At 63.7% G+C, this 26119-nt stretch carries 23 protein-coding genes; 11 read left to right on the plus strand and 12 right to left on the minus strand.

The window, feature by feature from the left end:
• Positions 1–726 precede the first annotated feature (726 nt).
• From dnaA to ACQK2M_RS24125, 6 genes are all read left to right on the plus strand, one after another.
• Complete coding sequence (dnaA, locus tag ACQK2M_RS24100) at positions 727–2349, plus strand: chromosomal replication initiator protein DnaA (protein WP_425419906.1); 1623 nt, start codon at positions 727–729, stop codon at positions 2347–2349.
• Between the two features lie 226 nt (positions 2350–2575).
• On the plus strand, positions 2576–3694 hold the full coding sequence (dnaN, locus tag ACQK2M_RS24105) for a DNA polymerase III subunit beta (protein WP_223479124.1): 1119 nt from the start codon (positions 2576–2578) through the stop codon (positions 3692–3694).
• A gap of 26 nt (positions 3695–3720) precedes the next feature.
• Positions 3721–4872 carry a DNA replication/repair protein RecF gene (gene recF / locus ACQK2M_RS24110; RefSeq protein ID WP_425419907.1) on the plus strand — a complete coding sequence of 384 codons (1152 nt, stop codon included), beginning with the start codon at positions 3721–3723 and terminating at the stop codon, positions 4870–4872.
• The gene (locus ACQK2M_RS24115) at positions 4869–5630 is read left to right on the plus strand and encodes a HesA/MoeB/ThiF family protein (RefSeq protein WP_425419908.1); all 762 of its coding nucleotides are present in this window, start codon (positions 4869–4871) and stop codon (positions 5628–5630) included. The genes recF and ACQK2M_RS24115 overlap by 4 nt, the downstream gene beginning before the upstream one ends.
• A gap of 5 nt (positions 5631–5635) precedes the next feature.
• Positions 5636–7495 carry an ABC transporter ATP-binding protein gene (locus ACQK2M_RS24120; protein WP_425419909.1) on the plus strand — a complete coding sequence of 620 codons (1860 nt, stop codon included), beginning with the start codon at positions 5636–5638 and terminating at the stop codon, positions 7493–7495.
• A gap of 95 nt (positions 7496–7590) precedes the next feature.
• Positions 7591–8385 carry a glutathione S-transferase family protein gene (locus ACQK2M_RS24125; protein ID WP_425419910.1) on the plus strand — a complete coding sequence of 265 codons (795 nt, stop codon included), beginning with the start codon at positions 7591–7593 and terminating at the stop codon, positions 8383–8385.
• A 3-nt stretch (positions 8386–8388) separates the two neighbouring features.
• Here the strand turns inward: ACQK2M_RS24125 and ACQK2M_RS24130 are convergent, their stop codons facing one another.
• Positions 8389–9390, minus strand: a complete 1002-nt coding sequence (locus tag ACQK2M_RS24130) for a 2-hydroxyacid dehydrogenase (RefSeq protein ID WP_425419911.1) — start codon at positions 9388–9390, stop codon at positions 8389–8391.
• A 206-nt stretch (positions 9391–9596) separates the two neighbouring features.
• On the opposite strand from ACQK2M_RS24130, the gene ACQK2M_RS24135 reads away from it, so the two are divergent.
• Positions 9597–10172, plus strand: coding sequence for an SH3 domain-containing protein (locus ACQK2M_RS24135; RefSeq protein ID WP_425419912.1), 576 nt, complete (start codon positions 9597–9599; stop codon positions 10170–10172).
• An 18-nt stretch (positions 10173–10190) separates the two neighbouring features.
• Here the strand turns inward: ACQK2M_RS24135 and irrA are convergent, their stop codons facing one another.
• Positions 10191–10625: an iron response transcriptional regulator IrrA gene (irrA, locus tag ACQK2M_RS24140; protein WP_223479131.1), complete on the minus strand. Its 435-nt coding sequence runs from the start codon at positions 10623–10625 to the stop codon at positions 10191–10193.
• A 150-nt stretch (positions 10626–10775) separates the two neighbouring features.
• On the opposite strand from irrA, the gene fabA reads away from it, so the two are divergent.
• The 4 genes from fabA to ACQK2M_RS24160 all read left to right on the plus strand — a co-directional run bounded on the left by fabA (position 10776) and on the right by ACQK2M_RS24160 (position 15018).
• Positions 10776–11291 (plus strand): 3-hydroxyacyl-[acyl-carrier-protein] dehydratase FabA, encoded by a 516-nt coding sequence (fabA, locus tag ACQK2M_RS24145; RefSeq protein WP_223479132.1) that lies wholly within the window; start codon positions 10776–10778, stop codon positions 11289–11291.
• A gap of 54 nt (positions 11292–11345) precedes the next feature.
• Entirely contained in the window at positions 11346–12566 is a 1221-nt protein-coding gene (fabB, locus tag ACQK2M_RS24150) for a beta-ketoacyl-ACP synthase I (RefSeq protein ID WP_425419913.1), read from the plus strand.
• A 19-nt stretch (positions 12567–12585) separates the two neighbouring features.
• Positions 12586–13395: an enoyl-ACP reductase FabI gene (gene fabI, locus ACQK2M_RS24155; protein ID WP_223479134.1), complete on the plus strand. Its 810-nt coding sequence runs from the start codon at positions 12586–12588 to the stop codon at positions 13393–13395.
• An 84-nt stretch (positions 13396–13479) separates the two neighbouring features.
• Entirely contained in the window at positions 13480–15018 is a 1539-nt protein-coding gene (locus ACQK2M_RS24160; protein ID WP_425419914.1) for a putative bifunctional diguanylate cyclase/phosphodiesterase, read from the plus strand.
• Here the strand turns inward: ACQK2M_RS24160 and ACQK2M_RS24165 are convergent.
• The 10 genes from ACQK2M_RS24165 to ACQK2M_RS24210 all read right to left on the minus strand — a co-directional run bounded on the left by ACQK2M_RS24165 (position 15010) and on the right by ACQK2M_RS24210 (position 26098).
• Positions 15010–16023, minus strand: coding sequence for a class I SAM-dependent methyltransferase (locus ACQK2M_RS24165; RefSeq protein ID WP_425419915.1), 1014 nt, complete (start codon positions 16021–16023; stop codon positions 15010–15012). The genes ACQK2M_RS24160 and ACQK2M_RS24165 overlap by 9 nt on opposite strands.
• Before the next feature lie 68 nt (positions 16024–16091).
• Positions 16092–18221 carry a polyribonucleotide nucleotidyltransferase gene (gene pnp / locus ACQK2M_RS24170; RefSeq protein WP_223479137.1) on the minus strand — a complete coding sequence of 710 codons (2130 nt, stop codon included), beginning with the start codon at positions 18219–18221 and terminating at the stop codon, positions 16092–16094.
• Between the two features lie 238 nt (positions 18222–18459).
• On the minus strand, positions 18460–18729 hold the full coding sequence (gene rpsO / locus ACQK2M_RS24175; protein WP_223479138.1) for a 30S ribosomal protein S15: 270 nt from the start codon (positions 18727–18729) through the stop codon (positions 18460–18462).
• Between the two features lie 180 nt (positions 18730–18909).
• The gene (locus ACQK2M_RS24180; protein WP_425419916.1) at positions 18910–20334 is read right to left on the minus strand and encodes an aldehyde dehydrogenase family protein; all 1425 of its coding nucleotides are present in this window, start codon (positions 20332–20334) and stop codon (positions 18910–18912) included.
• A gap of 109 nt (positions 20335–20443) precedes the next feature.
• Positions 20444–21421 carry a tRNA pseudouridine(55) synthase TruB gene (gene truB / locus ACQK2M_RS24185; protein ID WP_425419917.1) on the minus strand — a complete coding sequence of 326 codons (978 nt, stop codon included), beginning with the start codon at positions 21419–21421 and terminating at the stop codon, positions 20444–20446.
• 47 nt (positions 21422–21468) lie between these two features.
• A complete protein-coding gene (locus tag ACQK2M_RS24190; protein WP_425419918.1) occupies positions 21469–21759 on the minus strand; it encodes an HNH endonuclease in 291 nt (96 codons plus the stop codon).
• Positions 21756–22169: a 30S ribosome-binding factor RbfA gene (gene rbfA / locus ACQK2M_RS24195; protein ID WP_425419919.1), complete on the minus strand. Its 414-nt coding sequence runs from the start codon at positions 22167–22169 to the stop codon at positions 21756–21758. The genes ACQK2M_RS24190 and rbfA overlap by 4 nt, the downstream gene beginning before the upstream one ends.
• A gap of 67 nt (positions 22170–22236) precedes the next feature.
• Entirely contained in the window at positions 22237–22809 is a 573-nt protein-coding gene (locus ACQK2M_RS24200) for a hypothetical protein (protein ID WP_425419920.1), read from the minus strand.
• 71 nt (positions 22810–22880) lie between these two features.
• Positions 22881–25454 carry a translation initiation factor IF-2 gene (infB, locus tag ACQK2M_RS24205; protein ID WP_425419921.1) on the minus strand — a complete coding sequence of 858 codons (2574 nt, stop codon included), beginning with the start codon at positions 25452–25454 and terminating at the stop codon, positions 22881–22883.
• Positions 25451–26098: an RNA-binding protein gene (locus tag ACQK2M_RS24210; RefSeq protein ID WP_425420126.1), complete on the minus strand. Its 648-nt coding sequence runs from the start codon at positions 26096–26098 to the stop codon at positions 25451–25453. Before ACQK2M_RS24210 ends, infB begins: the two co-directional genes overlap by 4 nt.
• Positions 26099–26119 lie beyond the last annotated feature (21 nt).

A 26119-nucleotide genomic window follows, 5' to 3' on the forward strand; every position in this document is an offset into this window, starting at 1 on the left:
CGGGCTTTTTTGTTGCCGGGCGGCGAGAAGCCACCATTTGTGGAAACCGGGTTTTGCGTTCTGGCGCAAAGCCTTAGGCGGCGACGCCCACATGAACAGGATCGCGACGGATGTCGCGAAACTGTCGCCTGATTTTCGGTCGTTTTAAAAAAAACAAATAATTACAATAACTTATAATCGCATCCTCCACGTGGATAACCCCATGTGGAATCCCTCTCCCAAAATCTTACGATGAGAAATAATTAAAAAATTAGATTCCCGACGGGGGCTCTCCGGAGCCAAAATCTAAAGTCGTGGAATCACAATTGTTTAGGTTTACACAAGGCTCGAATCGCATCAGCCGACGTCCGATTTGGTCCGCTTTGGAGATTAAAAATCGGTAAACACGACTTGCTTTCGCATGCCGCTTTTCGCTATCTTGAGCCCATCAGACAAGACGCTCAAACAGACGTCGGCGCGCTTCTCCGCAGGGTTCTTTTTTCGGGATCCAGGGCGCGAAGACGGCAGGGTTTTGTCTAACGACAGGCACTTCGCCTGTCACTCCAAACGAGAACGAGAACAGCCTCGGGGACCGTCGGTTTCGCGACCGGTGAACGGTGAGGCTATGCCGTGGGGGCGCCGGGCAAGAGATAGACGACCGACAGTGGCGAATCCGCGACGGGCAACGCGGAATCGACGACCACACCCAACACATACCGATGAACACTGGCGACAGAGAGAGGGTCGATGAGATACGATAGCGGGCGCATCAGCGGGCGGAACGAGGGACCGACCGGCATACCAGCGATAATGATTGGAAAACGCGCAACACAATCGGCCTCGACTTCGATCAAGGGGGAAATTTTGAGCGACGACAAGATGGACGGGCCGGATACCACTCCAGACGATTTCGAGAACGATACTCCAAAACGAAAAGCGGCTTTCGACCGCGTGCAGCAGCGATTGCGCGCCAAGCTCGGCGCCGATGTCTACAACAGCTGGTTCGGCCGCCTGAAACTGGATTCGGTCAGCCGCAACGTGGCGCGGATGTCCGTGCCGACGGCCTTCCTGCGGTCGTGGATCAACAGCCATTATATAGACGACCTTCTGGCGCTCTGGACGGAAGAGGTTCCGCAGATCATGCAGGTCGAGATCGTTGTGCGCAGCGCGACGAAGCCTGCGCATATCCGTCCCGAGGACGCAAAGAACCCCGGCCTTGCCGCCAAGAAGACCTCCGTGCAGCCGGTCGCCCGCGCCGTGTACAACCAGGACCGGGCCAAGGCGGCGCGCAGCGGCGGCTTCGCCGAGCAGAACGCCAATGGCAAGCTGATCGGCTCGCCGATCGACTCGCATTACACCTTCGACAATTTCATCGAAGGCAAGTCCAACCGCGTCAGCCTCGCCGCAGCCCGCGCAGCTGCCGACCAGGGGGCCAATTCGGCCCGTTTCAACCCCCTGTTCATCTATGCCTCGGTCGGCCTGGGCAAGACGCACCTTCTGCAGGCGATCGCCAACGGCGTGCTCGCCGACGAGCCCAAGAAGCGCGTCGTCTATCTGACCGCCGAATATTTCATGTGGCGTTTCGCCAGCGCCATTCGCGACAACAATGCGCTCCTTCTCAAGGAAACGCTGCACGATATCGACCTCCTGATCATCGACGACATGCAGTTCCTGCAGGGCAAGAAGATTCAGTCGGAGTTCTGCCATCTGATCAACACGCTGCTCGACAGCGCGCGTCAGGTGGTCGTCGCCGCCGACCGGCCGCCGCATGAACTGGAATCGCTGGATGCACGGGTGCGATCGCGCCTGCAGGGCGGCGTTGCGCTGGAAATCGGCGCGCCCGACTACGACATGCGGCTCGCCATGCTGCAGCAGCGCCTCGAAAGCGCAAAGCGGGACGATTTGACGCTGGAGATCGGCAGCGACGTTCTGGATCACGTCGCCAAGAACGTGACCTCCAGCTTCCGCGAACTGGAAGGCGCGTTCAACCAGCTGGTCTTCCGTCACTCGTTCGAGCCGGACCTTTCGATCGATCGTGTCGACGACATTCTGGGCCATCTCGTGCGCGTCGAGGACAACCGCAAGATCCGCATCGAGGACATCCAGCGCGCCGTCTCGCGCCACTACAATGTGTCGCGCACGGACATGCTGTCCAACCGGCGTACGCGGGTGATCGTCAAACCGCGCCAGATCGCCATGTATCTGGCCAAGATCATGACGCCGCGTTCGCTGCCGGAAATCGGCCGCCGCTTTGGCGGGCGTGATCACACGACGGTGTTGCACGCGGTGCGGAAGGTGGAATCGATGATCGCCGAAGACGGCCAGCTTGCCAAGGAACTCGAGCTCCTGAAGCGACTGATCGAGGAATAACAAGCGGCCCCGGCGGCGCATCGCCGGGACTGCGCTCTTTTCCCCAATCTTTGGCCGCGCCGCGTGCGCGGCCTTTTGCTGCGCGCTTGCTTTTCGGACCGCAAACCGCCACATTCGCGGTCCGATCCGGCGGGGACCCGGCGTCGACGGATTCGCCCGAATCCGCAGCCGCGCCACCCGTCATTCCGCCGGTCCATCAGTGATTTACCCAAGCGGACAGCGAACAATGCGTGTCACAATCGAGCGAGCCAACCTGCTGAAATCCCTGAACCACGTTCACAGGGTGGTGGAGCGCCGCAATACGATACCGATCCTTTCGAACGTGCTCCTGAAAGCCGACAGTTCGGCGCTGGAAATGAAGGCGACGGACCTGGACCTCGAGATCACGGAGGCCGTGCCGGCAGTGGTCGAACAGGCGGGCGCGACGACTGTCGCCGCGCATCTTCTCTACGACATCGTGCGCAAGCTGCCCGACGGCACGGAAGTCATGCTGTCGACGGATGCCGACGGCAATTCGATGACGGTGATTTCGGGGCGCTCGAACTTCAAGCTGCAATGCCTGCCGCAATCCGACTTCCCGGAACTGACCGCCGGCGAGTTCACGCATACGTTCCGGCTCGAATCCGGGCAGTTGCGGGCGCTGATCGACCGCACCCAGTTCGCCATCTCGACCGAGGAGACGCGGTACTATCTCAACGGCATCTACATGCACACGGCCGAAAGCGACGGCGACATGGTGCTGCGCGCCGTGGCGACCGACGGACACCGGCTGGCGCGCTGCGAGACCACCGCGCCGAACGGCGCCGAACAGATGCCAGGCATCATCATCCCGCGCAAGACGGTGGGCGAGTTGCAGAAGCTCGTCGACGATCCGGATGTCGCGGTGACCGTGGAACTCTCTGACTCGAAGATTCGCTTCACCATCGGCGGCATTGTGCTGACCTCGAAACTGATCGACGGCACATTCCCGGACTATCAGCGCGTCATACCGACCGCCAACGACAAGGACATGATGGTCGACCGGCAGACCTTCGCCTCCGCCGTCGACCGCGTCTCGACCGTTTCCAGCGAACGCGGGCGAGCGGTGAAGATCGCGCTCACGGATGGCCAGATGACGCTGACCGTCAACAACCCCGATTCCGGATCGGCGACCGAGGAACTGGCGGTGGGCTACGAGGCCGAACCGATGGAGATCGGCTTCAACGCGCGCTACCTTCTAGACATCACCAACCAGATCACCGGATCCGACGTGAAGTTCACGCTTGCCGATGCCGGATCGCCGACGCTGATCATCGACACGGCGGACGAGAATTCGCTCTACGTGCTGATGCCGATGCGCGTCTAGGAGCGGGATCCGCGAACCGTGGGACGATGACGCCGGAAAGCCATCTCTCCGCGCTGAAACTGACGGCGTTTCGCAACTATGCGCAGCTTTCGGTCACGTTCCAGCCGAAGCATATCGTGCTGACCGGGCCGAACGGTGCCGGCAAGACCAATCTCATGGAAGCTGTTTCGTTCCTGTCGCCGGGCCGTGGCCTGCGCCGCGCGCAATTGTCCGACGTGGCGAAGGCCGGGACCGAGAACGGTTTCGCGATCCACGCGACGCTGGAACGCGACGGCGAGAGCTATGCGATCGGCACCGGCACCGCGTTCGGCGACGCCGGGCAGCGCCGGCTGCGCATCAACGGCACCAACGCCAAGACCGCCGACGAACTGCTCGACCTGTGCCGCATCATCTGGCTGACGCCGTCGATGGACGGGCTTTTCACCGGCCCGGCCTCAGACCGGCGGCGTTTCCTCGACCGCATGGTGCTGGCCATCGACCCGGCGCATGGCCGCCGGGCGGCTGATTACGAAAAGGCGATGCGGCAGCGGAACCGACTGCTCGACGAGCCCGCGACCGGCCAGACGGATGCCTGGCTCGCCGCGACCGAAACGCAACTGGCCGCACTCGGCTCGGCGATCATCGCTGCGCGGCAGGAGCTGGCGGGATTGCTCGCGGGCATCATCGACGCGCGGCGCGACGGCGACGATCCGTTTCCGACAGCCACGCTCGCGCTGGTCGGCACGATGGAGGAGGCCGCGCGCGAGGGCATGGCGGCCGGTGAAATCGAGGACCGGCTTGCCGCCGACTATCGCGACGGGCGATACCGCGACCGGGCGGCGGGACGCACATTGTCGGGACCGCACCGCGCCGAATTCGCCATCCGCCACACGGAAAAGGACATGGAGGCAGCGCGCTGCTCGACTGGCGAACAGAAGGCGCTTCTCGTCGGGCTGGTGCTCGCCCATGCAAGCCTGACGCGCACGGTTTCCGGCATGGCGCCGATCATGCTACTCGACGAAATCGCGGCGCATCTCGATCCGGCACGCCGCGCCGCCCTGTTCGACCGCATCGACGACGTCGGCGGACAAGCCTTCATGACCGGCACCGACCGGGCGCTGTTCGACGCGCTGGCGGACCGGGCGCAGCATTTCCGGGTCGAAAACGGCGCCCTTGCGGCGGAAGCGGACCCGACATGAGCGACGACAAGGCCCTGAAGCCCGACGAGATCGAGCGCTATGCGCGCCACATCATCCTGTCCGAGATCGGCGGCGCCGGCCAGCAGAAGCTGAAGAACGCGCGCGTCCTGGTGATCGGCGCGGGCGGGCTCGGCAGCCCGGTGCTTCTCTACCTGGCAGCTGCCGGGGTCGGCACGCTGGGCGTTGTCGACGACGATACGGTGAGCCTTTCCAACCTGCAGCGCCAGATATTGCACGGGACCGGCGATATCGGGCGACCGAAGACCGAGAGCGCGACGCACGCGCTTGGCGGGGTCAATCCGCTGGTCGAAATCGTCGAACATCGCGCGCGGCTGACGGCGGACAACGCGTCCGCGATCATGAAGAACTACGACATCGTGGTTGACGGCTCCGACAATTTCGAGACGCGCTACCTCGTGGCGGACATGGCGGAGGCGCTGGCGATGCCGCTCGTCGCGGGCGCGCTCGGCCGTTTCGACGGCAGCCTGACCGTACTTGCGCCGCACGAGACAGACGCCGAGGGCACGCCCAATCCGCGTTACCGAGACCTGTTTCCCGAGCCGCCGCCGGACGGCACGGTGCCGACCTGCGCGGAGGCCGGCATCCTCGGCGCGGTCGCCGGCGTAATCGGCACGTTGCAGGCCGTCGAGACGCTGAAGCTGATCACCGGGGCGGGCGAACCGCTGGTCGGAAAGCTGCTGCTTTATGACGCGCTTTCGGTGCGGTTCCAGACGATGACTTACCGGCGGCGCGGGTGAGCGCCATGTCAGCGTCCGATTTCATTTTTCGCCCCTTCGAGACGATCGTCCGTCCGCTCGACATTCCCTATGAGCCGCTTCCCGCGAGCGGACCATTCGCCCTTCTGGCGCATTTCGCGCGGATGTTTCGCGGTGTCCTGGCGGCCGTGGCCTTGCTGATGGTGACGGTCGAGGGAATCAACCTCGCCACCATCTGGGGTATCTCGTTCGCCGTCGACGGTGTCGGGGCGAAGGGCGCTTCCGTGTTCCTGTCGGAGGAATGGCCGATCCTGGCGCTTCTCGGCTTTCTCATCGTTCCCGTGGTGCCGGAGCTCATCTTTCTCGCCAACACGCTAAATTCCCAGGTCGTCGCCGTCAGCATGCCGGCGGCGATGCAGTGGCAGGGGCACAAGGCGGTCGAGCGGCAGGATCTCGCCTTCTTCCAGGACCTGTTCGCGGGACAAGTGGCCTCGCGTATCTCGCAGGTCGCTTCGGCCGTGCAGCAGCAGATCGTCGTCGCCTTTTATTCCGTGCCCTATTTCCTGGTACAGTTTGTCGGCTCGCTCGTCCTGCTCGCCACACTGTCCTGGCCGCTTGCGATACCGGTCTTCATATGGATCGCCGCCAACGTCACCCTCGCCGTCGTCGCGGTGCCGCATTTCGCGGAGCACTCGCGCCATGCCGCCCGCGCGCGCAGCCTCGTGGTCGGCGCGATGACTGACCTCTACGCCAATATCCAGATGGTGAAGCTGTTCGCCGCCGAGGACAGCGAAGCAGGCGCGATGCGCGGCGTGATGGGCGAATCGATCCGCACCCAGCAGATGGAACGGCGCCTGCATTTGACGACCGACAGCACCGTCGTGGTTTTCAATGCGCTGCTGTTAGTCGCCAATATCGCCATCGGGTTCTGGGGCCTGGTCGCTGGTTTCGTCACGACAGGCGAATTCGTCGCCTCGATCGCCATCGTGCAGCGGCTCAGCGCGAATTCGCGCGCCTTCCTGCAGATGGGCCAGCAGATCTTCCGCGCGGTGGGCACGATCCGCGACGCCATGCCCGTGGTCACCACGCCGCCGACGATCGTCGACGCGCCGGATGCGAGGCCACTCGTTGTGAGCGAGGGCGCAGTCGAATTCAGCGGCGTCCGGTTCGAGTACCGCGAGGGACAACGGGTCATCCGCGACCTGTCGCTGTCCATCCGGCCCGGCGAAAAGGTGGGGCTGGTCGGGCTGTCGGGTGCGGGCAAATCCACGCTGGTCAGCCTTCTGCTTCGCTTCTTCGATGTCGAGGGCGGCGCAATCCGGATCGACGGCCAGGATATCCGCGACGTGACCCAGGAGAGCCTGCGCGACAGTATCGGCGTCGTGACGCAGGATGTGTCGCTGCTGCACCGATCGGTCGGCGACAACATTCTCTATGGCCGGCCGGAGGCGACGCGCGAGGAGATGGAACACGCCGCCGCGCTTGCCGAGGCGGACGGTTTCATCGCCGATCTGGAAGACGGCGAAGGCCGCACCGGCTTCGATGCCTATGTCGGCGATCGCGGCGTGAAGCTCTCGGGCGGACAGCGGCAGCGCGTCGCCATTGCGCGGGTGCTTCTCAAGGACGCGCGGATCCTCGTTCTCGACGAGGCCACGTCGGCGCTCGACAGCGAGGCGGAAGCGGCGGTCCAGGACAAGCTGGCGCTGCTGATGGAAGGCAAGACCGTGATCGCGATCGCGCACCGTCTCTCGACGATCGCCAGCATGGACCGGATCGTCGTCCTCGACGAAGGCCGCATTGCCGAAGAGGGAACGCCGGCGGCGCTTCTCGAGCAGGACGGGCTGTACGCCAAATTGTGGAAGCGACAGACCGGCGGCTATATCCCGGACACGATCGACCCGGCATAGGCCATCGGTCGGGACATGAAGGCGATGCCTTCCCGGCACTTGACGTTGCGTAAGCGCGGCGCTTGGATTCGGCTCCGAGCCAGTGAGGAGCATGCATGACCATTCTTCCCACCATCTACCACATTCCGGTCTGCCCGTTTTCGCAACGGCTGGAAATCCTGCTGGCACTGAAGGGCTGCACCGGCGACGTGGCGTTCAGCGTCGTCGACATTACCAAGCCACGCGACCCGGAATTGCTGAAGAAGACGCGCGGCACGACAGCCCTGCCGGTTCTGGAAACGCCCGACGGGCGCATCCTGAAGGAAAGCCTCGTTATCCTGCGCTATTTCGACGAGGTTTTCGGAACCCCGGTTCGGCGAAGCGACCCGTTCGAACATGCGGTCGAGAACATGCTGATCGCAAAGGAAGGTCCGTTCACGGCGGCGGGGTATCTCTTCGTCATGAACCAGGACCGGGCGAAACGCGACGCATTCAACGACAAGCTGCTGGCGCTCTACCGGGACATCAACGGCTTCCTGATGGAACACAATCCCGGCGGCACGTTTCTCTTCGACGACTTCGGTCTGGCCGAGGCCGTGTTCACGCCGATGTTCATGCGGTTCTGGTTTCTCGACTACTACGAGAATTTCGAGTTGCCGTCGGGCGTGGAATACGACCGGGTGCGCAAGTGGAGGGCCGCCTGCCTGGAGCACGAGGCCGCGCAGCAGGTTACATACGAGGAAATCGTCAAGAGCTACCACGACTATGCGCTCGGCGCGGGCAATGGCGCGCTGCCGAAGGGCCGCTCGGTCTCAAGCTTCGTCTTTACGCCTGATTGGAAGGATCGGCCCTGGCCGCCGCGCGACAAATACCACGCGTCCGCGACCGACGCGGAGCTGGGGCTGGTCTGAGGCTTACACCATCGACGGCAGGACGCGGTCCGGCGGGCGGTCGCCATCGGCCATCATGCGGATATTGATGATGACCTTTTCGCCCATCTCGATGCGGCCTTCGATGGTCGCCGAGCTCATATGCGGCGAGACGACGACCTTGCCCTTGCGGGCGAGTTCGCGCAGGCGCGGGTCGAGAGTCGGCTCGTTATCGAAGACGTCGAGGCCGGCGCCGGCGATGCGATCCTCCTCGATCAGCCGGATCAGCGCGTTCTCGTCGATCACGTCGCCGCGCGACGTGTTGACGATATAGGCCGTCGGCTGGAGCAGTTCGAGCCGGCGCGCCGACAGGAGATGGAAGGTCGCCGGTGTGGACGGGCAGTTGACCGAGACGATGTCCATGTGGGCGAGCATCTGGTCGAGGCTTTCCCACCAGGTCGCGCCAAGCTCGGTCTCGATCGACTCCGACATGCGCTGGCGGTTGTGATAATTTATCGACAGGCCGAATGCGCGGGCGCGACGCGCCACCGCGATGCCGATGCGGCCGAGGCCGACGATGCCGAGGCGCTTGCCGGAAATGCGGCGGCCGAGCATCCATGTGGGCGACCAGCCCTGCCATTCGCCCTCGCCCGTCAGCACCGCCGCGCCTTCGGTGAGCCGGCGCGGCACGGCGAGGATCAGCGCCATGGTCATGTCGGCCGTGTCCTCGTTGAGGACATTGGGCGTGTTGGTGACAGTCAGTCCGTGGGCGTGGGCCTCCTTGACGTCGATATTATCGACGCCGTTGCCGAAATTGGCGATCAGCTTCAGTTGCGGGCCGGCCCTGCTGATCAGCTCGGCGTCGATCCTGTCGGTGACGGTCGGCACGAGCACCTCGGCGATGCCCATCGCCTCGGCCAGTTCCTCGCGCGACATCGGCCGGTCGGTCTCGTTCAGACGCACATCGAACAATTCGCGCATCCGGACCTCGACGGCCTCCGGCAGCTTGCGCGTGATGACGACCAGCGGTTTTCGGCTCAGGGGCATTCGCACTCCCTAGGACGCGCTCTTTCTTGTTCCAGCCCGGGACAAGTGTTGAGTGCTCATTAACCAATGTGGGACCAAAATAGAATTCGGCCCGTTCGCCGTTCTCTAGCAAGGCGGCCGGGCCATGACAAAGAGTTTTGCGCGCGTTCGCGACGCTCCCCTCCGCAGCACCGCGACCGCCCGGAAAATCGAAAGGCCGAGACCGCATGTATTCCCGTTTCTTCCTCTCCGCCGCGCCGAAAGCCGCCATTGCCCTCGCCATCGCGGTTGCCGCCTTCGCGACCGCCGCGCCGGCGACCGCGCAGCAGACCGGTTCGATCAATCGCGGTGCGAGCGGATTGCCGCTGCCGCGTTACGTCAGCCTCAAGGCGACGAAGGTGAACATGCGCGTCGGGCCGGGGTCGGACTACTCGGTCGCCTACCGGTACCTGAAGAACGGCATTCCGATGGAGATCATCCAGGAATATGACAACTGGCGCCGGGTGCGCGACGCGGACGGCACCACGGGGTGGATCCACAGTTCGCTGCTTTCGGGCGAGCGCACGGCCATCGCTTCGCCCTGGCGCGAAGAAAATTCCCCCGACGACACGGTGATTCTCTACAACACGCCTGCCGCCGCGGCCGGCGTGGTCGCCTATCTTGAACCGGGCGTTGTCGGCAAGATCGCATCCTGCGACGGCGCCTGGTGCGAGCTGGAAGTCGGCTACGAGAGCCGCAAGCTTCGCGGCTACGTCAACCAGGCGGAGCTCTGGGGCGCGTATCCGGACGAAGTCATCAAGTAGATAGAGAAAGCCCGCGGCTCAGCGCTTGCGGCGCAGCCGGATCACCACATCGATGTTGGCGACTTCCATGCCCTCGGGCGGCTCGGGCAGGTTCTGAACCGAGAGGCTCGAGACCGGAACGTCGATCACCTCGCCATCCTCCTCGACATAGAAGTGATGGTGATCGGAGGTGTTGGTGTCGAAATAGGTGCGCGAGCCCTCCACCGACAGAATGCGAAGCATGCCCGCATCGGTGAACTGGTGCAGCGTGTTGTAGACGGTCGCAAGCGAGACGGGCACGCCGGAGGCGAGCGCCTCGCCATGCAGGTCCTCGGCGGCGAGATGGCGATCACCCTGAGCGAATAACAGTTCAGCAAGCGCAACGCGTTGCCGCGTCGGCCGAAGCCCCGCGCTCTGCAGTTTGTGCCTGATCTCCACCCCAGACTCAGCCAATTCCTCGTCCAATTCCCGCATAACGTGTTTCAACTTGCGTGCAAAACAGCGAATTTTTCTGTCCCTTGCAGTGGTCTTCATATATTCGCTATGGCTTGAACGATCAATAGGCGCGGGTCTGGAGGAACCCTCCCGCGACGCCTGAAAGAACACGAAGGGAAGAAGCGGCCGATGGCTGACCAGAAATCCAGCTATACATTCGAGGAGTTGATGACCTGCGCTCGCGGCGAGATGTTCGGTCCGGGCAATGCGCAGCTGCCGGCTCCGCCGATGCTCATGGTCGACCGGATCACCAATATCAGCGAGACCGGCGGCGAGAACGACAAGGGTCAGATCCGCGCGGAATTCGACATCAAACCCGATCTCTGGTTCTTCCCCTGCCACTTCATCGGCGACCCGGTGATGCCCGGCTGCCTCGGCCTCGATGCGCTCTGGCAATTGACGGGCTTCTTCCTCGGCTGGCTTGGCGAGCCCGGAAAGGGGCGCGCAATCTCGACGGGCGAGGTCAAGTTCAAGGGCATGGTGACGCCGAAGACGAAGCTGGTCAGCTACGAGATCGACTTCAAGCGCGTGATGCGCGGCCGGCTGGTGCTCGGGATCGCGGATGGCCTCGTCAAGGCCGACGGCGAAACGGTTTTTCAGGCGAAGGACTTGCGTGTCGGTCTGTTCCAAGAAAAAACGGCCTGACACAACGCAGCCTGCAGGGCCGCAGCGCCCTCCACACAAGCCAGGGAGCCTTTCATGAGACGCGTCGTCGTTACAGGGCTGGGTATCGTTTCATCCATCGGCAACAATGCCGAAGAGGTCACCGCCTCGCTGCGCGAAGCGAAATCCGGCATCAGTTTTTCTCCGGATTTCGCTGAACGCGGATTCCGCTGCCAGGTCTGGGGAGCGCCAACGCTCGACCCCAGCGAACTCGTCGACCGGCGCGCCATGCGATTCCTGTCACAGGGCGCGGGGTGGAACCACGTCGCCATGGAACAGGCGATCGCCGATGCGGGGCTGACCACGGACACGATCACCGATGACCGGATCGGCATCATCATGGGATCGGGAGGACCGTCGACCCACACGATCGTCGAGGCCGCCGACATCACCCGCGAGAAAGGGTCTCCGAAGCGCATCGGGCCGTTCGCGGTGCCGAAGGCGATGTCGTCAACCGCATCGGCGACACTGGCGACCTGGTTCAAGATCCATGGCGTCAACTATTCCATCTCGTCGGCCTGCTCGACATCGGCGCATTGCATCGGCAACGCCTACGAACTGATCCATTGGGGCAAGCAGGACATGGTCTTCGCCGGCGGCCACGAGGATCTCGACTGGACGATGTCGAACCTGTTCGACGCGATGGGCGCGATGTCGTCGAAGCATAACGATACGGCCGCAACCGCCTCGCGGGCCTATGACGTGGCGCGCGACGGCTTCGTCATCGCCGGCGGCGCGGGCGTGCTGGTGCTCGAGGAACTGGAACACGCCAAGGCGCGTGGCGCGAAGATCTATGCCGAGATCGTCGGCTACGGCGCGACCTCCGACGGCTACGACATGGTGGCGCCTTCCGGCGAAGGCGCGGTGCGCTGCATGCGCCAGGCGATGGCGACCGTCGACGGCAAGGCCGATTACATCAACACGCACGGCACCTCGACGCCCGTCGGCGACAGCCGCGAAATGGCGGCGATCCGCGAGGTCTTCGGCGAGGAAATGCCCTACATCGCCTCGACGAAATCGCTGACCGGCCACTCGCTCGGCGCGGCCGGGGCGCAGGAATCGATCTATTCGATCCTGATGATGCAGAACGGCTTTATCGGCGAGAGCGCCCATATCAGCGAACTCGATCCGGAGTTCGAAGGCATGCCGATCGTGCGTGAACGCATCGACAACGCCAAGATCGATACGGTGCTGTCCAACTCCTTCGGCTTCGGCGGCACCAACGCCACCCTGGTTTTCCAACGCCATAACGGCTGACCTGAGAGGAACTGCAAGCATGAACGGGTTAATGGCGGGAAAACGCGGCTTGATCATGGGAGTGGCCAACGACCACTCCATCGCCTGGGGAATCTCCAAGGCACTGGCCGACCAGGGCGCCGAGATCGCGCTGACCTATCAGGGCGATGCATTCGGCAGACGCGTGAAACCGCTGGCCGAGGAGATCGGCTCGAAACTGCTCATGCCATGCGATGTCGAGGACATCGAGAGCGTCAAAAGCGTTTTCGACACGCTGAAATCCGAATGGGGATCGATCGACTTCCTCGTTCATGCCATCGGCTTTTCGGACCGCAACGAACTCAGGGGCCGCTATCTCGACGTCACCACGCGGGCCAACTTCACGCGCACGATGGTGATTTCGGCTTATTCCTTCACCGAAGTCGCACAGCTTGCCGCACCGCTGCTCAACAAGGGCGGATCGGTGCTGACGCTGACCTACGGCGGATCGGTGCGCGTGATGCCGAACTACAATGTGATGGGCATCGCGAAAGCGGCTCTGGAGGCGATGGTGCGGTATTTGGCGGCCGATTTCGGCGAAGACGGGGTGCGCGTCAACGCGATCTCGGCGGGGCCGGTGCGGACGCTTGCGGGTGCTGGCATCGGCGACGCACGGCCGATTTTCTCATACCAGCAGCGCAATTCTCCCCTCCGTCGGACTGTCGACATCAAGGAAATCGGACAGTCGGCTCTCTATCTGCTGTCGGACATGTCCTCGGGCGTCACGGGTGAAATTCATTACGTGGATTCGGGGTACAACATCATGTCGATGCCGATGATGGACGAACTGCGCAAGCTCGACCCCAAATAGGCTGCCGCGACAGTCCAAAAAACGACTGTTAAGCAACGGCTTATTAGGGTTTGACGGGCAATCTCCGAAATGTTCGAGGTTGTCATGTCTAGTCGGTCTACCGTTGCACATTCGAGTCTTTTCCGGCTGATCACGATTTTTTCGAGCGGCTTCGGCGCCGCTTCACTCAGCCTCTGGGCGGTGATGATGAACCAGCTGGACGCCGCCGGCGCATCCGATTTCAACGCCATTTCAGCGATTATCGCCGGCCTGTCCGCACTTGCAGGGGCCGGCTGTGCACATGCCTATTTCATCGGCTCCGACGAAGCCTCGAAAGTCTACGAGGCCGCGCTCGCCACCGACTCCGCCACCGGCCTTCTTTCGCGCGAAGGTCTGGAAAAGGCCGTCACGGGCCTGGAAGAATCCGGTGAGAGCCATATGCACAAGCTGATGCGCTGGATGCTCGTATCGATCGAGGTCGACACATTTCGCGACATCAATCAGGTGCATGGCGCGGAGACCGGTGACGAGATACTTCGATATATCGGCGACCGTATCCGCCGGCTGGTCGGCGACCTGGGCCCGGTGGCGCGGATCACCGGAAGCGAATTCGCCTTCGCGTTCCAGGTCAGTCATGACGAACGCGAACTGCATGCCGTGATGACGGCCGTGCTGGAAGAGATGGCCCGGCCGATCCGCCTGGGCCACCATGTGATACCGATTTTCTGCACGGCGGGCCTCGTCGAACTCGGCCCGGAAAACCGTTCCATGGCCACCGCGCTGAGACGGACGAACCTGGCGCGCAGCAATGCGCGAGCGGGCGGGCTCGGAAACTGGGCCATCTACCATCCGGAGATGACCCGGACAGACACCTACCGCAAATGGATCGAGAGCGAGCTTGCGAAGACTGTGCATACGCGCGATTTCGAACTGGTCTACCAGCCTCAGGTGCAGAGCATTTCGGGGGAGGTCGTCGGGTACGAGGCGCTCTTGCGCTGGAACCATCCCGAGAAGGGCTACATTCCGCCCTCGGAGTTCATCTCTGTCGCCGAGAAATGCGGATTGATCGGTCAGATCGGAATGTGGGTACTGAAACGGGTGTGCGAGGACATCGCCAGGTTCCCGCGGGATGTCACGATCGCCGTGAACGTCTCTCCGAAGCAACTGGAATATCCGGACTTCGTCGCGCGGTTTTCAGAAGTGATGCGCGCTCACGGCGTCTCGCCGAAACGGATCGAACTGGAAGTCACCGAGAACATCCTGATCCTCGATCACTTTACCGTGCGCCGGAAGTTCCAGGAAATCCGCGATCTTGGCTGTGCTATCTCGATCGACGATTTCGGAACAGGCTATTCCAATCTCGGCTACCTGACCGAATTGCCCTTTACCAAGCTGAAACTCGACCAGTCGCTCGTGGCGCGGATCGGCGAGCACGAGAACGGCGCGGCCGTCATTTCCACGGTCGTCAATCTCGGACATGCGCTCGGCGTCTCGGTGCTGGCCGAAGGCGTTGAAACGGAGGCGCAAAAGCTTCTCCTGGAGGCTGCCGGCTGCACGCTGATGCAAGGGTATTACTTCGGCAAACCGGTCGCAATCGAGGACACCCGCGAAGAGCACGACGAGCCCGAGCGCGTGCTAGCGTAAAGCTTCCACGACCTTATAACCGGCTTCCACTGTTACTTCCTTCACGTGCCGGAACCCCTGCGCCAGCGCCTGCTCGTAGGGCAGCTTCCGATTGGCGACCATCAGCAACCGGCCGCCGGGCTTCAGCGCCTTCGAGGCCGCGGCGATGAAGGCCTTGCCGATATCCGGCTCCGACCCGCGGCCGGCATGGAAGGGCGGATTCATGACGATCCAGTCGAAGCGGCGGTCGAGCGGTTCGGATGTCAGGTCGGCCCAATGCATTTCGAGCGTCACGTCGCCAAGGATATCCGCGAGATTGCGCCCTGCGGCCTGCAGCGAGGGCTGATGCGCCTCGAAAAGCGCCAGGCTTTGCGGGCGCCCCTTTTCCAGCACATGCGCCGCCAGATAGCCCCAGCCCGCGCCGAAATCGGCGACCGCGCCCTTGATCCGGTCATCGAAATGGCGCGCCAGAAGGATGGAGCCGGGATCGGGCCTGGTGTGGGAGAACATGCCCGGCGCGGTTTCAAAGCGGCCATCCACGGTGGCGGGCGCTGTAAACGCATCGGCGAAGGTCTCATCGCCCGGCGCGGCGAACCAGAAGACCGTGGCGCGGTGCTTGGCGAGCGAGCCTTCGATCGCGACGCGGTCTCCGGCCCATTTGCGCAAGCTGGCAATGCCGAGTGCCTTGTCGCCCGCGACGGCGATGGTGCCTCCGGGTTTCACAAGGCGGGCGGCACGCGCGAGCATCGCATGGTTCTCGCCCTTGTGCTTGCCGGCCAGAACCAGCGCGGCAGCCAGGCTGCCATCTTGCGCATTAAGGTCGGCAGTCACGACGAAACCGGCACGTTCCAGCGCGAGATAGTCCGGGCGAAAGCCCTGCTCGCACAAAAGCGCGGCCTTGAGTGCCGGGTCAGGCGCAGACAGCGGAACGGCGGCGTTGAGAAAAGCGACGCGCTCGCCTTCGCGCGGCGGGTCGATATCGCCGGACGACAGGGGCAGGAACAGGGTTTCGACAGCGCCGCTCATTTCGTGCCTCAAAGAAAAAACGCGGGGCAAAATGCCCCGCGTCGTTGTTCATTCCGGGATGAAAGGACCTATTCGGCCTTTTCCTCGCGCGGCTTTTCCTTGCCGGTCTCCTGATCGACGACCTTCATCGACAGGCGGACCTTGCCGCGCTCGTCGAAGCCCATCAGCTTGACGAAGACCTTGTCGCCTTCCTTGACGACGTCGGTGGTCTTGCCGACGCGCTCGGGCGCGAGCTGCGAAATGTGGACGAGGCCGTCACGCGGGCCGAAGAAGTTCACGAAGGCGCCGAAATCGGCGGTCTTGACGACCGTGCCCTCGTAGATCTCGCCGACTTCCGGCTCTGCCACGATGGAGTGGATCCACTTCTTGGCCGCCTCGATCTCCTTGCCGGAGGCCGATGCGATCTTCACCGTGCCGTCGTCCTCGATGTTGATCTTCGCACCGGTCTGCTCGACGATCTCGCGGATCACCTTGCCGCCCGAGCCGATGACGTCACGGATCTTGTCGACCGGGATCTGCAGCTGCTCGATGCGCGGGGCGAATTCGCCCAGTTCCGCACGGCTTTCCGACAGCGCCTTCGACATTTCGCCGAGGATGTGCAGGCGACCGTCCTTTGCCTGGTCGAGAGCGACGCGCATGATTTCCTCGGTGATGCCCTGGATCTTGATGTCCATCTGCAGCGAGGTCACGCCATTGGCCGAACCGGCCACCTTGAAGTCCATGTCGCCGAGATGATCCTCGTCACCGAGAATGTCGGACAGGACGGCGAAGTCTTCGCCTTCCTTGATGAGGCCCATGGCGATGCCCGCAACCGGCGACTTCAGCGGAACGCCCGCATCCATCAGCGACAGCGAGGTGCCGCAAACGGTTGCCATCGAGGACGAGCCGTTGGACTCGGTGATCTCGGAGACGACGCGCAGCGTGTAGGGGAATTCCTCGGCGCTCGGCAGGAGCGGGTGCACCGCGCGCCATGCCAGCTTGCCGTGGCCGATCTCGCGGCGGCCCGGGGAGCCCATGCGACCTGCTTCACCGACCGAATAGGGCGGGAAGTTGTAGTGCAGCATGAAGGATTCCTTGTAGGTCCCGGTCAGCGCGTCGATGAACTGCTCGTCCTCGCCGGTGCCGAGCGTGGCGACGACGAGAGCCTGGGTTTCACCACGGGTGAACAGGGCCGAACCGTGCGTGCGCGGCAGGATGCCGACTTCCGACACGATCGGGCGGACCGTCGAAAGATCGCGGCCGTCGATGCGGGTCTTGGTCTTGAGGATGTTGCCGCGGACCACCTTGGCCTGAAGCGACTTGAAGACCGAGCCGATCTGCTCGCCGGTCCATGCGGCTTCCTCGCCTTCGGCGGGCGCGAAATGCGCCTTCACCTTCGCCTTGGCGGCGTCGATGGCCTTGTAGCGGTCCTGCTTGTCGGTGATGGTGTAGGCTTCCGCCAGTTCCGAGGCGACGAGGCCTTCCATCTCGCCTTCGAGGGCGGAGAGATCTTCCGGCTGGAAATCGCGCGGCTCGTTGGCGGCGACTTCGGCCAGCTTGATGATGGCGTTGATGACCGGCTGCATCGAGCGATGGCCGAACATGACCGCGCCGAGCATGACGTCCTCGGACAGTTCGTTGGCTTCCGACTCGACCATCAGAACGGCGTCCGTGGTGCCGGCGACGACCAGATCGAGTTCGCTTTCCTCCATCTCGTCGATATGCGGGTTGAGCACATATTCGCCGTTGATGTAGCCGACGCGCGCGCCTCCGATCGGGCCCATGAAGGGAACGCCGGAGAGCGTCAGCGCAGCGGAAGCGCCGACCATGGCGAGGACGTCCGGATCGTTTTCCAGATCATGCTGCAGAACGGTGAGGACGACCTGGGTGTCGTTCTTGTAGCCGTCGGGGAAAAGCGGGCGGATCGGGCGGTCGATCAGACGCGAGGTCAGCGTTTCCTTCTCCGACGGGCGGCCTTCACGCTTGAAGAAGCCGCCGGGGATCTTGCCGGCCGCGAAGGTCTTTTCCTGGTAGTTGACGGTCAGCGGGAAGAAATCCTGGCCGGGCTTCGGCTCCTTGGCGGAGACGACGGTGGCCAGAACGACGCTCTCGCCGTAGGTGGCGATGACCGAGCCATGCGCCTGACGGGCGACCTTGCCCGTTTCGAGAATGAGCGGGCGGCCGCCCCAGTCGATTTCGACCTTGTGATGATTGAACATGTCTTGTCCTTGTTATGCGGAACGCATCCGCTGCGTTATCGCGCGGATCGCCCCTGTCTTCGTTCTGAACGAGCGACGGGCAAGACGACAGGATGCTTGGAACGGTCTCAAGCAGCCGGCAATCCTGCCCCGAAGCTCCCTCGGGTCTGGCGGCGGCAACGATGTCCGCCGGCCGGTGTTTTCCGGTTAATGCCCCGGAATGGCAAAGACGGACCGGCAGGACCGGTCCGTCAATTTGTTAGCGGCGAATGCCGAGTTCGGAAATCAGCGTCTGATACCGTGCCACGTCAATGCGCTTCACATAGTCCAGAAGGCTGCGGCGCTGCGAAACCATCTTCAGGAGGCCACGGCGGGAATGGTTGTCCTTCTTGTGGCCCTTGAAGTGTTCGGTCAGGTTGGTGATCCGTTCGGTGAGGATCGCCACCTGGACTTCCGGCGAACCTGTGTCGCCTTCCTTGGTCGCGAATTTCTGGATAAGTTCGGCTTTGCGCTCAGGCGTAATCGACATCGTGTGTCCTTTCTATTTCGGGGCCAAGCCCCTTTTTTGTTCGGGTGAGCCGCCCTGTGCCGGGATGTCGTCCAGCAGGGGCCGTGTTTCGCATTTCTGGAATGCTGGCGCGCATATAAGCGATGAAAGGCCAAATGTCGAGGGTTTCCGGAGATACCGCTCGACATGACGCTTCGCCGGCTAGCGCGCGCTGACGATCTTGACCTCCAGAAAATCCTCGATGCCCCAGCGACCGCCTTCGCGGCCGTTGCCGGACTGCTTGTAGCCGCCAAAGGGATGGCCGGCGGAGAAGCCGGCGCCGTTGACGCGGACCATGCCGGCGCGTAATTGCCGCGCGACGCGCTGGCCCTTTTCGGCGTCGCCCGTCGATAGATAGGCGGCAAGGCCGTAAGGCGTGTCGTTGGCGATGGCGACAGCCTCTTCCTCGCCCTCGAAGGGGATCATGACCAGCACCGGACCGAAGACCTCCTCGCGTGCGATCGTCATCCCGTTATCCACGTCGGCGAAGACCGTCGGGCGCGCATAGAAGCCGCGATTGACGCCGTCCGGGCGGCCCATGCCGCCCGTGACGAGGCGCGCGCCTTCCGAAATGGCGGTCTCGATCAGGCCCTGGACCTTGTCGAGCTGCGCCTGCGAGACGAGAGGGCCGATATGATTTCCATGCTCGCGCGGATTGCCGACGCCGACGGCCTCGGCGGACTGCCGGGCCAGATCGACCGCCTCTTCGTAAACCGGGCGTTCGACCAGCATGCGGGTCGGCGCGTTGCAGGACTGGCCGGTGTTCTCCATGCAGTGATTGACACCGCGGCGGATGGAGCGCGGCAGGTCGGCATCGGAGAAGATGATGTTGGGCGACTTGCCGCCAAGCTCCAGCGTGACGCGCTTGACCGTTTCGGCCGCGCCTTTGGAAACGGCCGTCCCGGCGCGAGTGGACCCGGTGAACGACATCATGTCGATATCGGGGTGGTGGGACATTGCCTCACCGACGCCCGGACCGTCGCCATTGACGAGATTGAACACGCCCGCCGGGAAACCCGCCTCGTCGACGAATTCCGCGAACAGGAGCGCCGAGAGCGGCGCGATCTCCGAGGGTTTCAGAATGCAGGTGCAGCCGGTCAGAAGCGCGGGATAGACCTTCAGCGCGATCTGGTTGATCGGCCAGTTCCACGGCGTGATGAGGCCGCAGACGCCGATCGGCTCGCGCACGATCACCTGTCCGTCGGCGAAGGGTTCTTCCCACGCGATGTGCTTCGCACCTTCCAGGAAGCCGCTCATGTGCCACGGGCCACAGGCCGCCTGATCGTTGGTGGCGAAATCGATCGGCGCGCCCATTTCCAGCGAGATCGCCTCGCCGAGTTCGCCGATGCGGCGCTGCATGATGGCGTCGAGCTTTTCCAGCAGCGCGATGCGGGTTTCAAGCGGCGTCGCCGCCCAGGCCGGGAAAGCGCGGCGCGCGGCCGCGACGGCAGCGTCGACATCGGCTTTCGCGCCCAGCGAAATGACGGCGCAGGCCTCTTCCGTAGCCGGATCGATGACGTCGCAATCATTGGGCGCGCGCGGCGCGACCCATTTGCCGTCAATGTAGAAATCCCGTTTCTCGATCATGGTGAGATCCTTTCGTTTGTTTGTTTCGCTACACCAGCACAAGGCGCATGCGAGACGCTATCGGCGCAGCGATCCGGCAGGTCGCATTCTTGCGATCCCGCGCGGCAGGTCAGGTCTTGATGACGCGGCGCGGCCGGAACTCGCCGCCGGCGATTTCGCCGATGGCGATCAGCCTGCCATGTTCGAAAGCACAGGCGTCTTCGGCGGGCAGCGGCGCGTCGCGGCCGCGCAGGATCACCGGATTGCCAAGACGAATGCGGTTCGCCTGATCTCCCGACATGACGACCTGCGGATAACCATCCATCGCCTCGCCGGTATCCAGGAGAACCGGATCGAGCGCCGCGAACCGCGCTTTCAGGCGCTCCTCGACAATTTCATCCTCCTCGCCTTCGGAGGCCACGGACGCTTCGGCCTCGGCGACGGCCTTTTCCAGTTCCCCGAGCGAAACCGCGTCTTCCTCGTCGAAGGGTTCGACGACCGTGCGACGCAATTCGACGACATGGCCGTAGCAGCCGAGATCGCGCCCCATGTCGCGGGCAAGAGCACGGACATAGGTTCCCTTGCCGCAATCGACCTCGAAGGCGGTGCGCCCGTCCTCGTGGCTGACGATCTCCAGGCTCTCGATCTCGATCTCGCGGGCCGGAATGTCGACGGCTTCGCCCTCGCGGGCGAGATCATAGGCGCGCTCGCCGGCGATCTTGATCGCCGAATAGGCCGGCGGCTTCTGCTGGATCGTGCCGGTGTAATCTCCGAGGATCGCCTCGATGTCATCGCGGGCCGGACGGTCGTCCGAGGTCTTGAGCACCTCGCCCTCGGCATCGTCGGTCGCCGTCTCCGAGCCCCACGCGACGGTGAAGCGATAGACCTTGGCGCCGTCCATCACGTAGGGCACCGTCTTGGTCGCCTCGCCGAGCGCGATCGGCAGGATGCCGGAGGCCAACGGGTCGAGCGTGCCCGCATGGCCCGCCTTCTCCGCCTTGAACAGCCATTTGATCTTCGAGACGGCGTCGGTCGACCCCATGCCGAGCGGCTTGTCGAGCACCAGCCAGCCCGATACCGGACGGCCCTTTTTCTTTCTGCGACCCATGTTTTTCCTGTCCGTTCATGCATCCGCCGGCGAAGGCGCGGCGGATTCTATATCGAGTTGCGCCGCTTGCGGGTCGGCGCGTGAAATTCTGGCGGCTTGCGGTCGATCCAGCGCAGGAAGCGCGCGACCTTCTCCTGTCGTCTCAGCGCCGCGACATCGTCGCCGAAGATCGCAAGCTCCGTGTTGGAGAAATGGCGATGCAGCGTGGCGTGGCAGATCGGATGGACTGGGACCGTGTCCCGGCCGCCGCGACTTTTCGGCACCGGGTGGTGCCATTCGACGCGGGGCCCGAGCGCCCGGTCGCACAGCCAGCAGGTTGCCGCTTCGCCCGCCCTCACTCGTTCTCGTCTCCCTCCCCGTGGTCGAGATCGCGCGCAACCTCGGGAGACCGCAGCAATTCGTCGATCTTCGAGAAATTGTCGAAGCTGGTATCGGCGCGGAAGCGGAATTGCGGCATGTATTTCATCTGGCGCAAGGACGGGCCGACGCGGCCGCGAATGAATTTCGCGTTGGCGGCGAGCGCCTTGATGACGGGGTCCATGTCCTCGCGTCCAAGCGCCGTGACATAGGCCGTAGCGATCTTGAGGTCCGGCGACATGCGCACCTCGTTGACCGAGATCACCGAGCCTTCGAGGATCGGATCGCGGACTTCGCCGCGCTGCAGGATTTCGGTGAGGGCGTGGCGAACCTGTTCGCCGACACGCAATTGGCGCTGGGACGGCCCCTTCGACTGTTCAGAACGTGACATTGGCTTACTCTGTTTTGTTCGCCCCGCGGGATCGGACCGGAGAGCGTTTGGCGCGTCATAACGCCGGTTATCGGTTTTCGCCACCCTTTGCGCCGTAAAGGAACGTCTCGGGGTCGCGGGCGGCCTCCTCCCAACCCTCGGCGAAGGCAACCATCTCGCCGGTGTCCTCGAAGGCGCGCGCGGGGATGATCAGGATATCGTCCGGCGCATCGATGAAGACGTGACGCTCGGTGCGCATCACCGACGCGATCGTTTCGAGCGGCACCTCGGTTGTGCGGCCGTCGCGCTTCTCGCAGAGATGATCGCCCCATTCCTCCAGTTCAACATCGCATGGCGCCGGCACCAGCCGGCGGGCACGCCGCCGGAGGCGCAGATTGAAGACCAGGACGAGGACCGCGAACTGGAAGAGGAGAAGTCCTCCTCCAATCGCCCACCACCGCAGGGAACGATCCGCGCCGACGATGCTTTCCGGAAGCAGCCCCATCGCGACACCGGCCAGCATCAGCCAGAGGATGGAAAGAAATTTTCCGGCGCCCGAATAGGGGCGCGGGATGGAGACCCATGCGTAAGCGTCTTGCGGCGTCAGGCGGTAAGTAAAGGTTCGGATCGGCTGGCCGCTGTCGGGATCATCCTGCTCCACGCCTTCGCCCCCAAAAAGCGGCGGGCCGGTATCGCTACCGGCCCGACTCGGATTTCACGTCGCGCCCGGCGTCAGAGCGTCCGGGCGATTTCCTCGACGCGGAAGCACTCGATCACGTCGCCGGCACGGATGTCGTCGTAGTTCTCGAACGCCATGCCGCATTCCTGGCCGACCGGCACTTCCGCAACTTCGTCCTTGAAGCGCTTGAGCGTCTTCAGCTTGCCCTCGTGGATCACGACATTGTCGCGCACGAGGCGCACGCCGGCTCCACGCTCGACCTTGCCTTCGGTGACCTGGCAACCGGCAACCTTGCCGACCTTGGTGATGTTGAACACCTCCAGGATCTCGGCATTGCCGAGGAAGGTCTCGCGACGTTCCGGTGAAAGCAGGCCGGACATGGCCGCCTTCACATCATCCAGCAGGTTGTAGATGATGTTGTAGTAGCGGATCTCGACGCCGTTGGCTTCGGCGGCTTCGCGGGCCTGCTTGTTGGCACGGACGTTGAACGCCATGATCGCGGCGCCGGTGGATTCGGCAAGCGAGACGTCGGTCTCGGTGATGCCGCCTGCACCCGAATGGACGATGCGGGCCTGGACCTCGTCGGTGCCAAGCTTATCGAGCGCACCGAGGATCGCCTCCACGGAACCCTGCACATCGCCCTTGATGACAAGCGGGAACTCGGCCAGCTCGTTGTCGCGGGCCTGGGCCATCATCTGCTCGAGCGAACCGCGCGAACCAGCCTGGCGGGCAACCGCCTTTTCACGCGACACGCGTTGGCGGTACTCGGAGATTTCGCGGGCACGCGCTTCCGAATCGACCACGGCGACACGGTCGCCGGCCTGCGGCGTTCCGCTGAGACCGAGTATCTCGACCGGAAGCGACGGCTCGGCTTCCTTCAACTGCTCGCCGCGATCGTTGATGATCGCGCGGACACGGCCCGACTCGTCGCCGGCGACGACGATGTCGCCAGTCCTGAGCGTACCGGCCTGAACGAGCACGGTCGCAACCGAACCGCGGCCCTTGTCCAGCTTGGCCTCGATGACCACGCCTTCGGCCGTGCGGTTCGGATTAGCCTTGAGTTCGAGGAGTTCCGACTGCAGCAGGATCGCCTCGAGCAAGCCGTCGAGATTGGTGCCCTTGAGCGCCGAGACCTCGACATCCTGGATTTCACCACCCATGGATTCCACGAAGACCTCGTGCTGGAGCAGTTCGGTGCGCACTTTCTGCGCATCGGAGTCCGGCTTGTCGATCTTGTTGATCGCCACGATCATCGGCACGCCGGCCGCCTTGATGTGATTGATCGATTCGATCGTCTGCGGCATGACGCTGTCATCCGCCGCGACCACGAGGATGGCGATATCGGTGGCCTGGGCACCGCGCGCGCGCATCGCCGTGAAGGCGGCGTGTCCCGGCGTGTCGAGGAAGGTGATCTTCTGACCGTCCTTCTCGACCTGATAGGCGCCGATATGCTGGGTGATGCCGCCGGCTTCGCCGGACACCACATTGGCGTTGCGGATCGCATCGAGCAGCGAGGTCTTGCCGTGATCGACGTGACCCATGATGGTCACGACCGGCGGACGCGGCCGCATGTCGTCGGGATTGTCCTCGACGTCGAAGATGCCTTCCTCGACATCGGCCTCGGTGACGCGCCGGACGGTATGTCCGAATTCGCCAGCGATGAGTTCGGCCAGATCGGCGTCGATCAGATCGCCGGGCTTCATCATCTGACCTTCCTTCATCAGATACTTGACCACATCGACGGCGCGTTCGGCCATGCGCTGGGCAAGTTCCTGAATCGTGATGGTCTCGGGCAGCTGCACCTCGCGGGAAATCTTCTCGCGCGGCTCGTTCGACGCCATGGAGCGCTTGAACTTCTCCTGGCGACGACGCATGGCCGACAGCGAGCGCGAACGCCCTTCGGCGTCGGCGCCGACATTCGACAGGGTCAGCTTGCCGCGACGGCGTTCATCCTCGCGGCGCGGCGCCGGCTTCGGCGGCGCTTCGACGGCGCGGCTGGACCGGCGCGGACCACCGCGTCCGTCGTCCGCGTCGCCCGCTGCACGGCGTCCGCTCTTGGCGGCCGCTGCGGGCTTTTCCTCTTCGGCTTCCGGCGCACGCTTGGCGGCCTCGACCTCGGCGCGTTCGCGCGCGGCCTTCTCGGCGGCAAGGCGCTCTTCTTCCTCGCGCTGACGGCGTTCGGATTCGGCACGCTCCTGCGCACGGCGCTCATCTTCCTCGGCGCGACGCTTGGCCTCTTCGGCCGCACGCTGACGATCCTCGACCTCGCGGGCCTTGGCCTCTTCCAGCGCGCGCTTGCGTGCTTCCAACTCGTTATCGGAGAGCTGGTTCAGCACAACGCCGCTACGATCGTCGGCCGCCGGCGCGGGACGCGGAGCGGCGGGCTTCGGCGCCTCGGGCGCCGGAGCCGGTGCGGCTGCGCGTGGCTTTACGCCGGACGCAACGGAGCCGGCCGGCTTTTCGTCGGGCCGCGTAAACTTGCGCTTGCGCGTTTCGACGACAACCGACTTCGTGCGGCCGTGGCTGAAATTCTGCCGGACGGTGCTCTTGTCACCGCCGGAGCGTTTCAGCGTCAGCGTGCGTTTGCCGTCCGCGCCTGTCTTCTTGTCGTCTGTCGTATCACTCATTCCGTAGTCATGTCCTTTGCGGTCTTTTCGCTCGAACCGCCTGATCTGTCATTTTCTGCGCTGGAATGCCGGAAATGGTCGAGAAACACAAGGTGCCGCAGTGCGGCACGTCCCGGCTGTCCGTCAAGTATCGCAGCATGTATCACATTTCCCGCGCCCAATGCCAAATCCAATTCGCCCTCGGCAAAGGATTTGAACGCGGGTATATCAGGCCCTTCCATACGGCGGACGAATGTCCGGGCCTGGTCAATCTTGCGCACGCCGTCCGCAGCCGCGGACGGATCGTGCAGAACGGCGATCGCCATGCCGCTTCGCACTGCCTTGTCGACCTGGGCGTGTCCCGTGACGGCACCGCCGGCCTTGCGTGTCAGACCCAGTTGGCCGAGCGCGCGCCTAGCTATCAGATGATCGACGAGGGCGCCGAGTTCAAGATCGGCGGACACTTCCTGTTTCAGACCGCGGCGAAACAGTTTCTTCGCAACGGCCTTGTCGACGAGGTCCCGCCTGGCCGTGACCCAACAGCCACGACCCGGCAGATTGCGCTTCAGGTCAGGGACGACCGTCCCGTCGGGACCCGCCACGAAGCGGATCATGTCGTCCACGGACCCGGCCTTCCCGGTCACGATGCAGGTGCGGTCGTTCATGTCGTCCTTCTTGCCTGCGAT

The sequence above is a fragment of the Oricola indica genome, from assembly GCF_965227485.1.
Lineage (GTDB): Bacteria > Pseudomonadota > Alphaproteobacteria > Rhizobiales > Rhizobiaceae > Oricola > Oricola indica.

Bases quoted from the DNA above. Each gene is read 5' to 3' on its own strand.
- ACQK2M_RS24120 (WP_425419909.1), top strand. From the start codon at position 5,636: ATGTCAGCGTCCGATTTCATTTTTCGCCCCTTCGAGACGATCGTCCGT.
- rpsO (WP_223479138.1), bottom strand. From the start codon at position 18,729: ATGTCGATTACGCCTGAGCGCAAAGCCGAACTTATCCAGAAATTCGCG.
- ACQK2M_RS24125 (WP_425419910.1), top strand. From the start codon at position 7,591: ATGACCATTCTTCCCACCATCTACCACATTCCGGTCTGCCCGTTTTCG.
- truB (WP_425419917.1), bottom strand. From the start codon at position 21,421: ATGGGTCGCAGAAAGAAAAAGGGCCGTCCGGTATCGGGCTGGCTGGTG.
- rbfA (WP_425419919.1), bottom strand. From the start codon at position 22,169: ATGTCACGTTCTGAACAGTCGAAGGGGCCGTCCCAGCGCCAATTGCGT.
- dnaN (WP_223479124.1), top strand. From the start codon at position 2,576: ATGCGTGTCACAATCGAGCGAGCCAACCTGCTGAAATCCCTGAACCAC.
- fabI (WP_223479134.1), top strand. From the start codon at position 12,586: ATGAACGGGTTAATGGCGGGAAAACGCGGCTTGATCATGGGAGTGGCC.
- recF (WP_425419907.1), top strand. From the start codon at position 3,721: ATGACGCCGGAAAGCCATCTCTCCGCGCTGAAACTGACGGCGTTTCGC.
- fabB (WP_425419913.1), top strand. From the start codon at position 11,346: ATGAGACGCGTCGTCGTTACAGGGCTGGGTATCGTTTCATCCATCGGC.
- dnaA (WP_425419906.1), top strand. From the start codon at position 727: ATGAGATACGATAGCGGGCGCATCAGCGGGCGGAACGAGGGACCGACC.
- infB (WP_425419921.1), bottom strand. From the start codon at position 25,454: ATGAGTGATACGACAGACGACAAGAAGACAGGCGCGGACGGCAAACGC.
- ACQK2M_RS24115 (WP_425419908.1), top strand. From the start codon at position 4,869: ATGAGCGACGACAAGGCCCTGAAGCCCGACGAGATCGAGCGCTATGCG.
- ACQK2M_RS24130 (WP_425419911.1), bottom strand. From the start codon at position 9,390: ATGCCCCTGAGCCGAAAACCGCTGGTCGTCATCACGCGCAAGCTGCCG.
- ACQK2M_RS24165 (WP_425419915.1), bottom strand. From the start codon at position 16,023: ATGAGCGGCGCTGTCGAAACCCTGTTCCTGCCCCTGTCGTCCGGCGAT.
- ACQK2M_RS24160 (WP_425419914.1), top strand. From the start codon at position 13,480: ATGTCTAGTCGGTCTACCGTTGCACATTCGAGTCTTTTCCGGCTGATC.
- ACQK2M_RS24135 (WP_425419912.1), top strand. From the start codon at position 9,597: ATGTATTCCCGTTTCTTCCTCTCCGCCGCGCCGAAAGCCGCCATTGCC.
- irrA (WP_223479131.1), bottom strand. From the start codon at position 10,625: ATGCGGGAATTGGACGAGGAATTGGCTGAGTCTGGGGTGGAGATCAGG.
- ACQK2M_RS24210 (WP_425420126.1), bottom strand. From the start codon at position 26,098: ATGAACGACCGCACCTGCATCGTGACCGGGAAGGCCGGGTCCGTGGAC.
- pnp (WP_223479137.1), bottom strand. From the start codon at position 18,221: ATGTTCAATCATCACAAGGTCGAAATCGACTGGGGCGGCCGCCCGCTC.
- ACQK2M_RS24180 (WP_425419916.1), bottom strand. From the start codon at position 20,334: ATGATCGAGAAACGGGATTTCTACATTGACGGCAAATGGGTCGCGCCG.
- fabA (WP_223479132.1), top strand. From the start codon at position 10,776: ATGGCTGACCAGAAATCCAGCTATACATTCGAGGAGTTGATGACCTGC.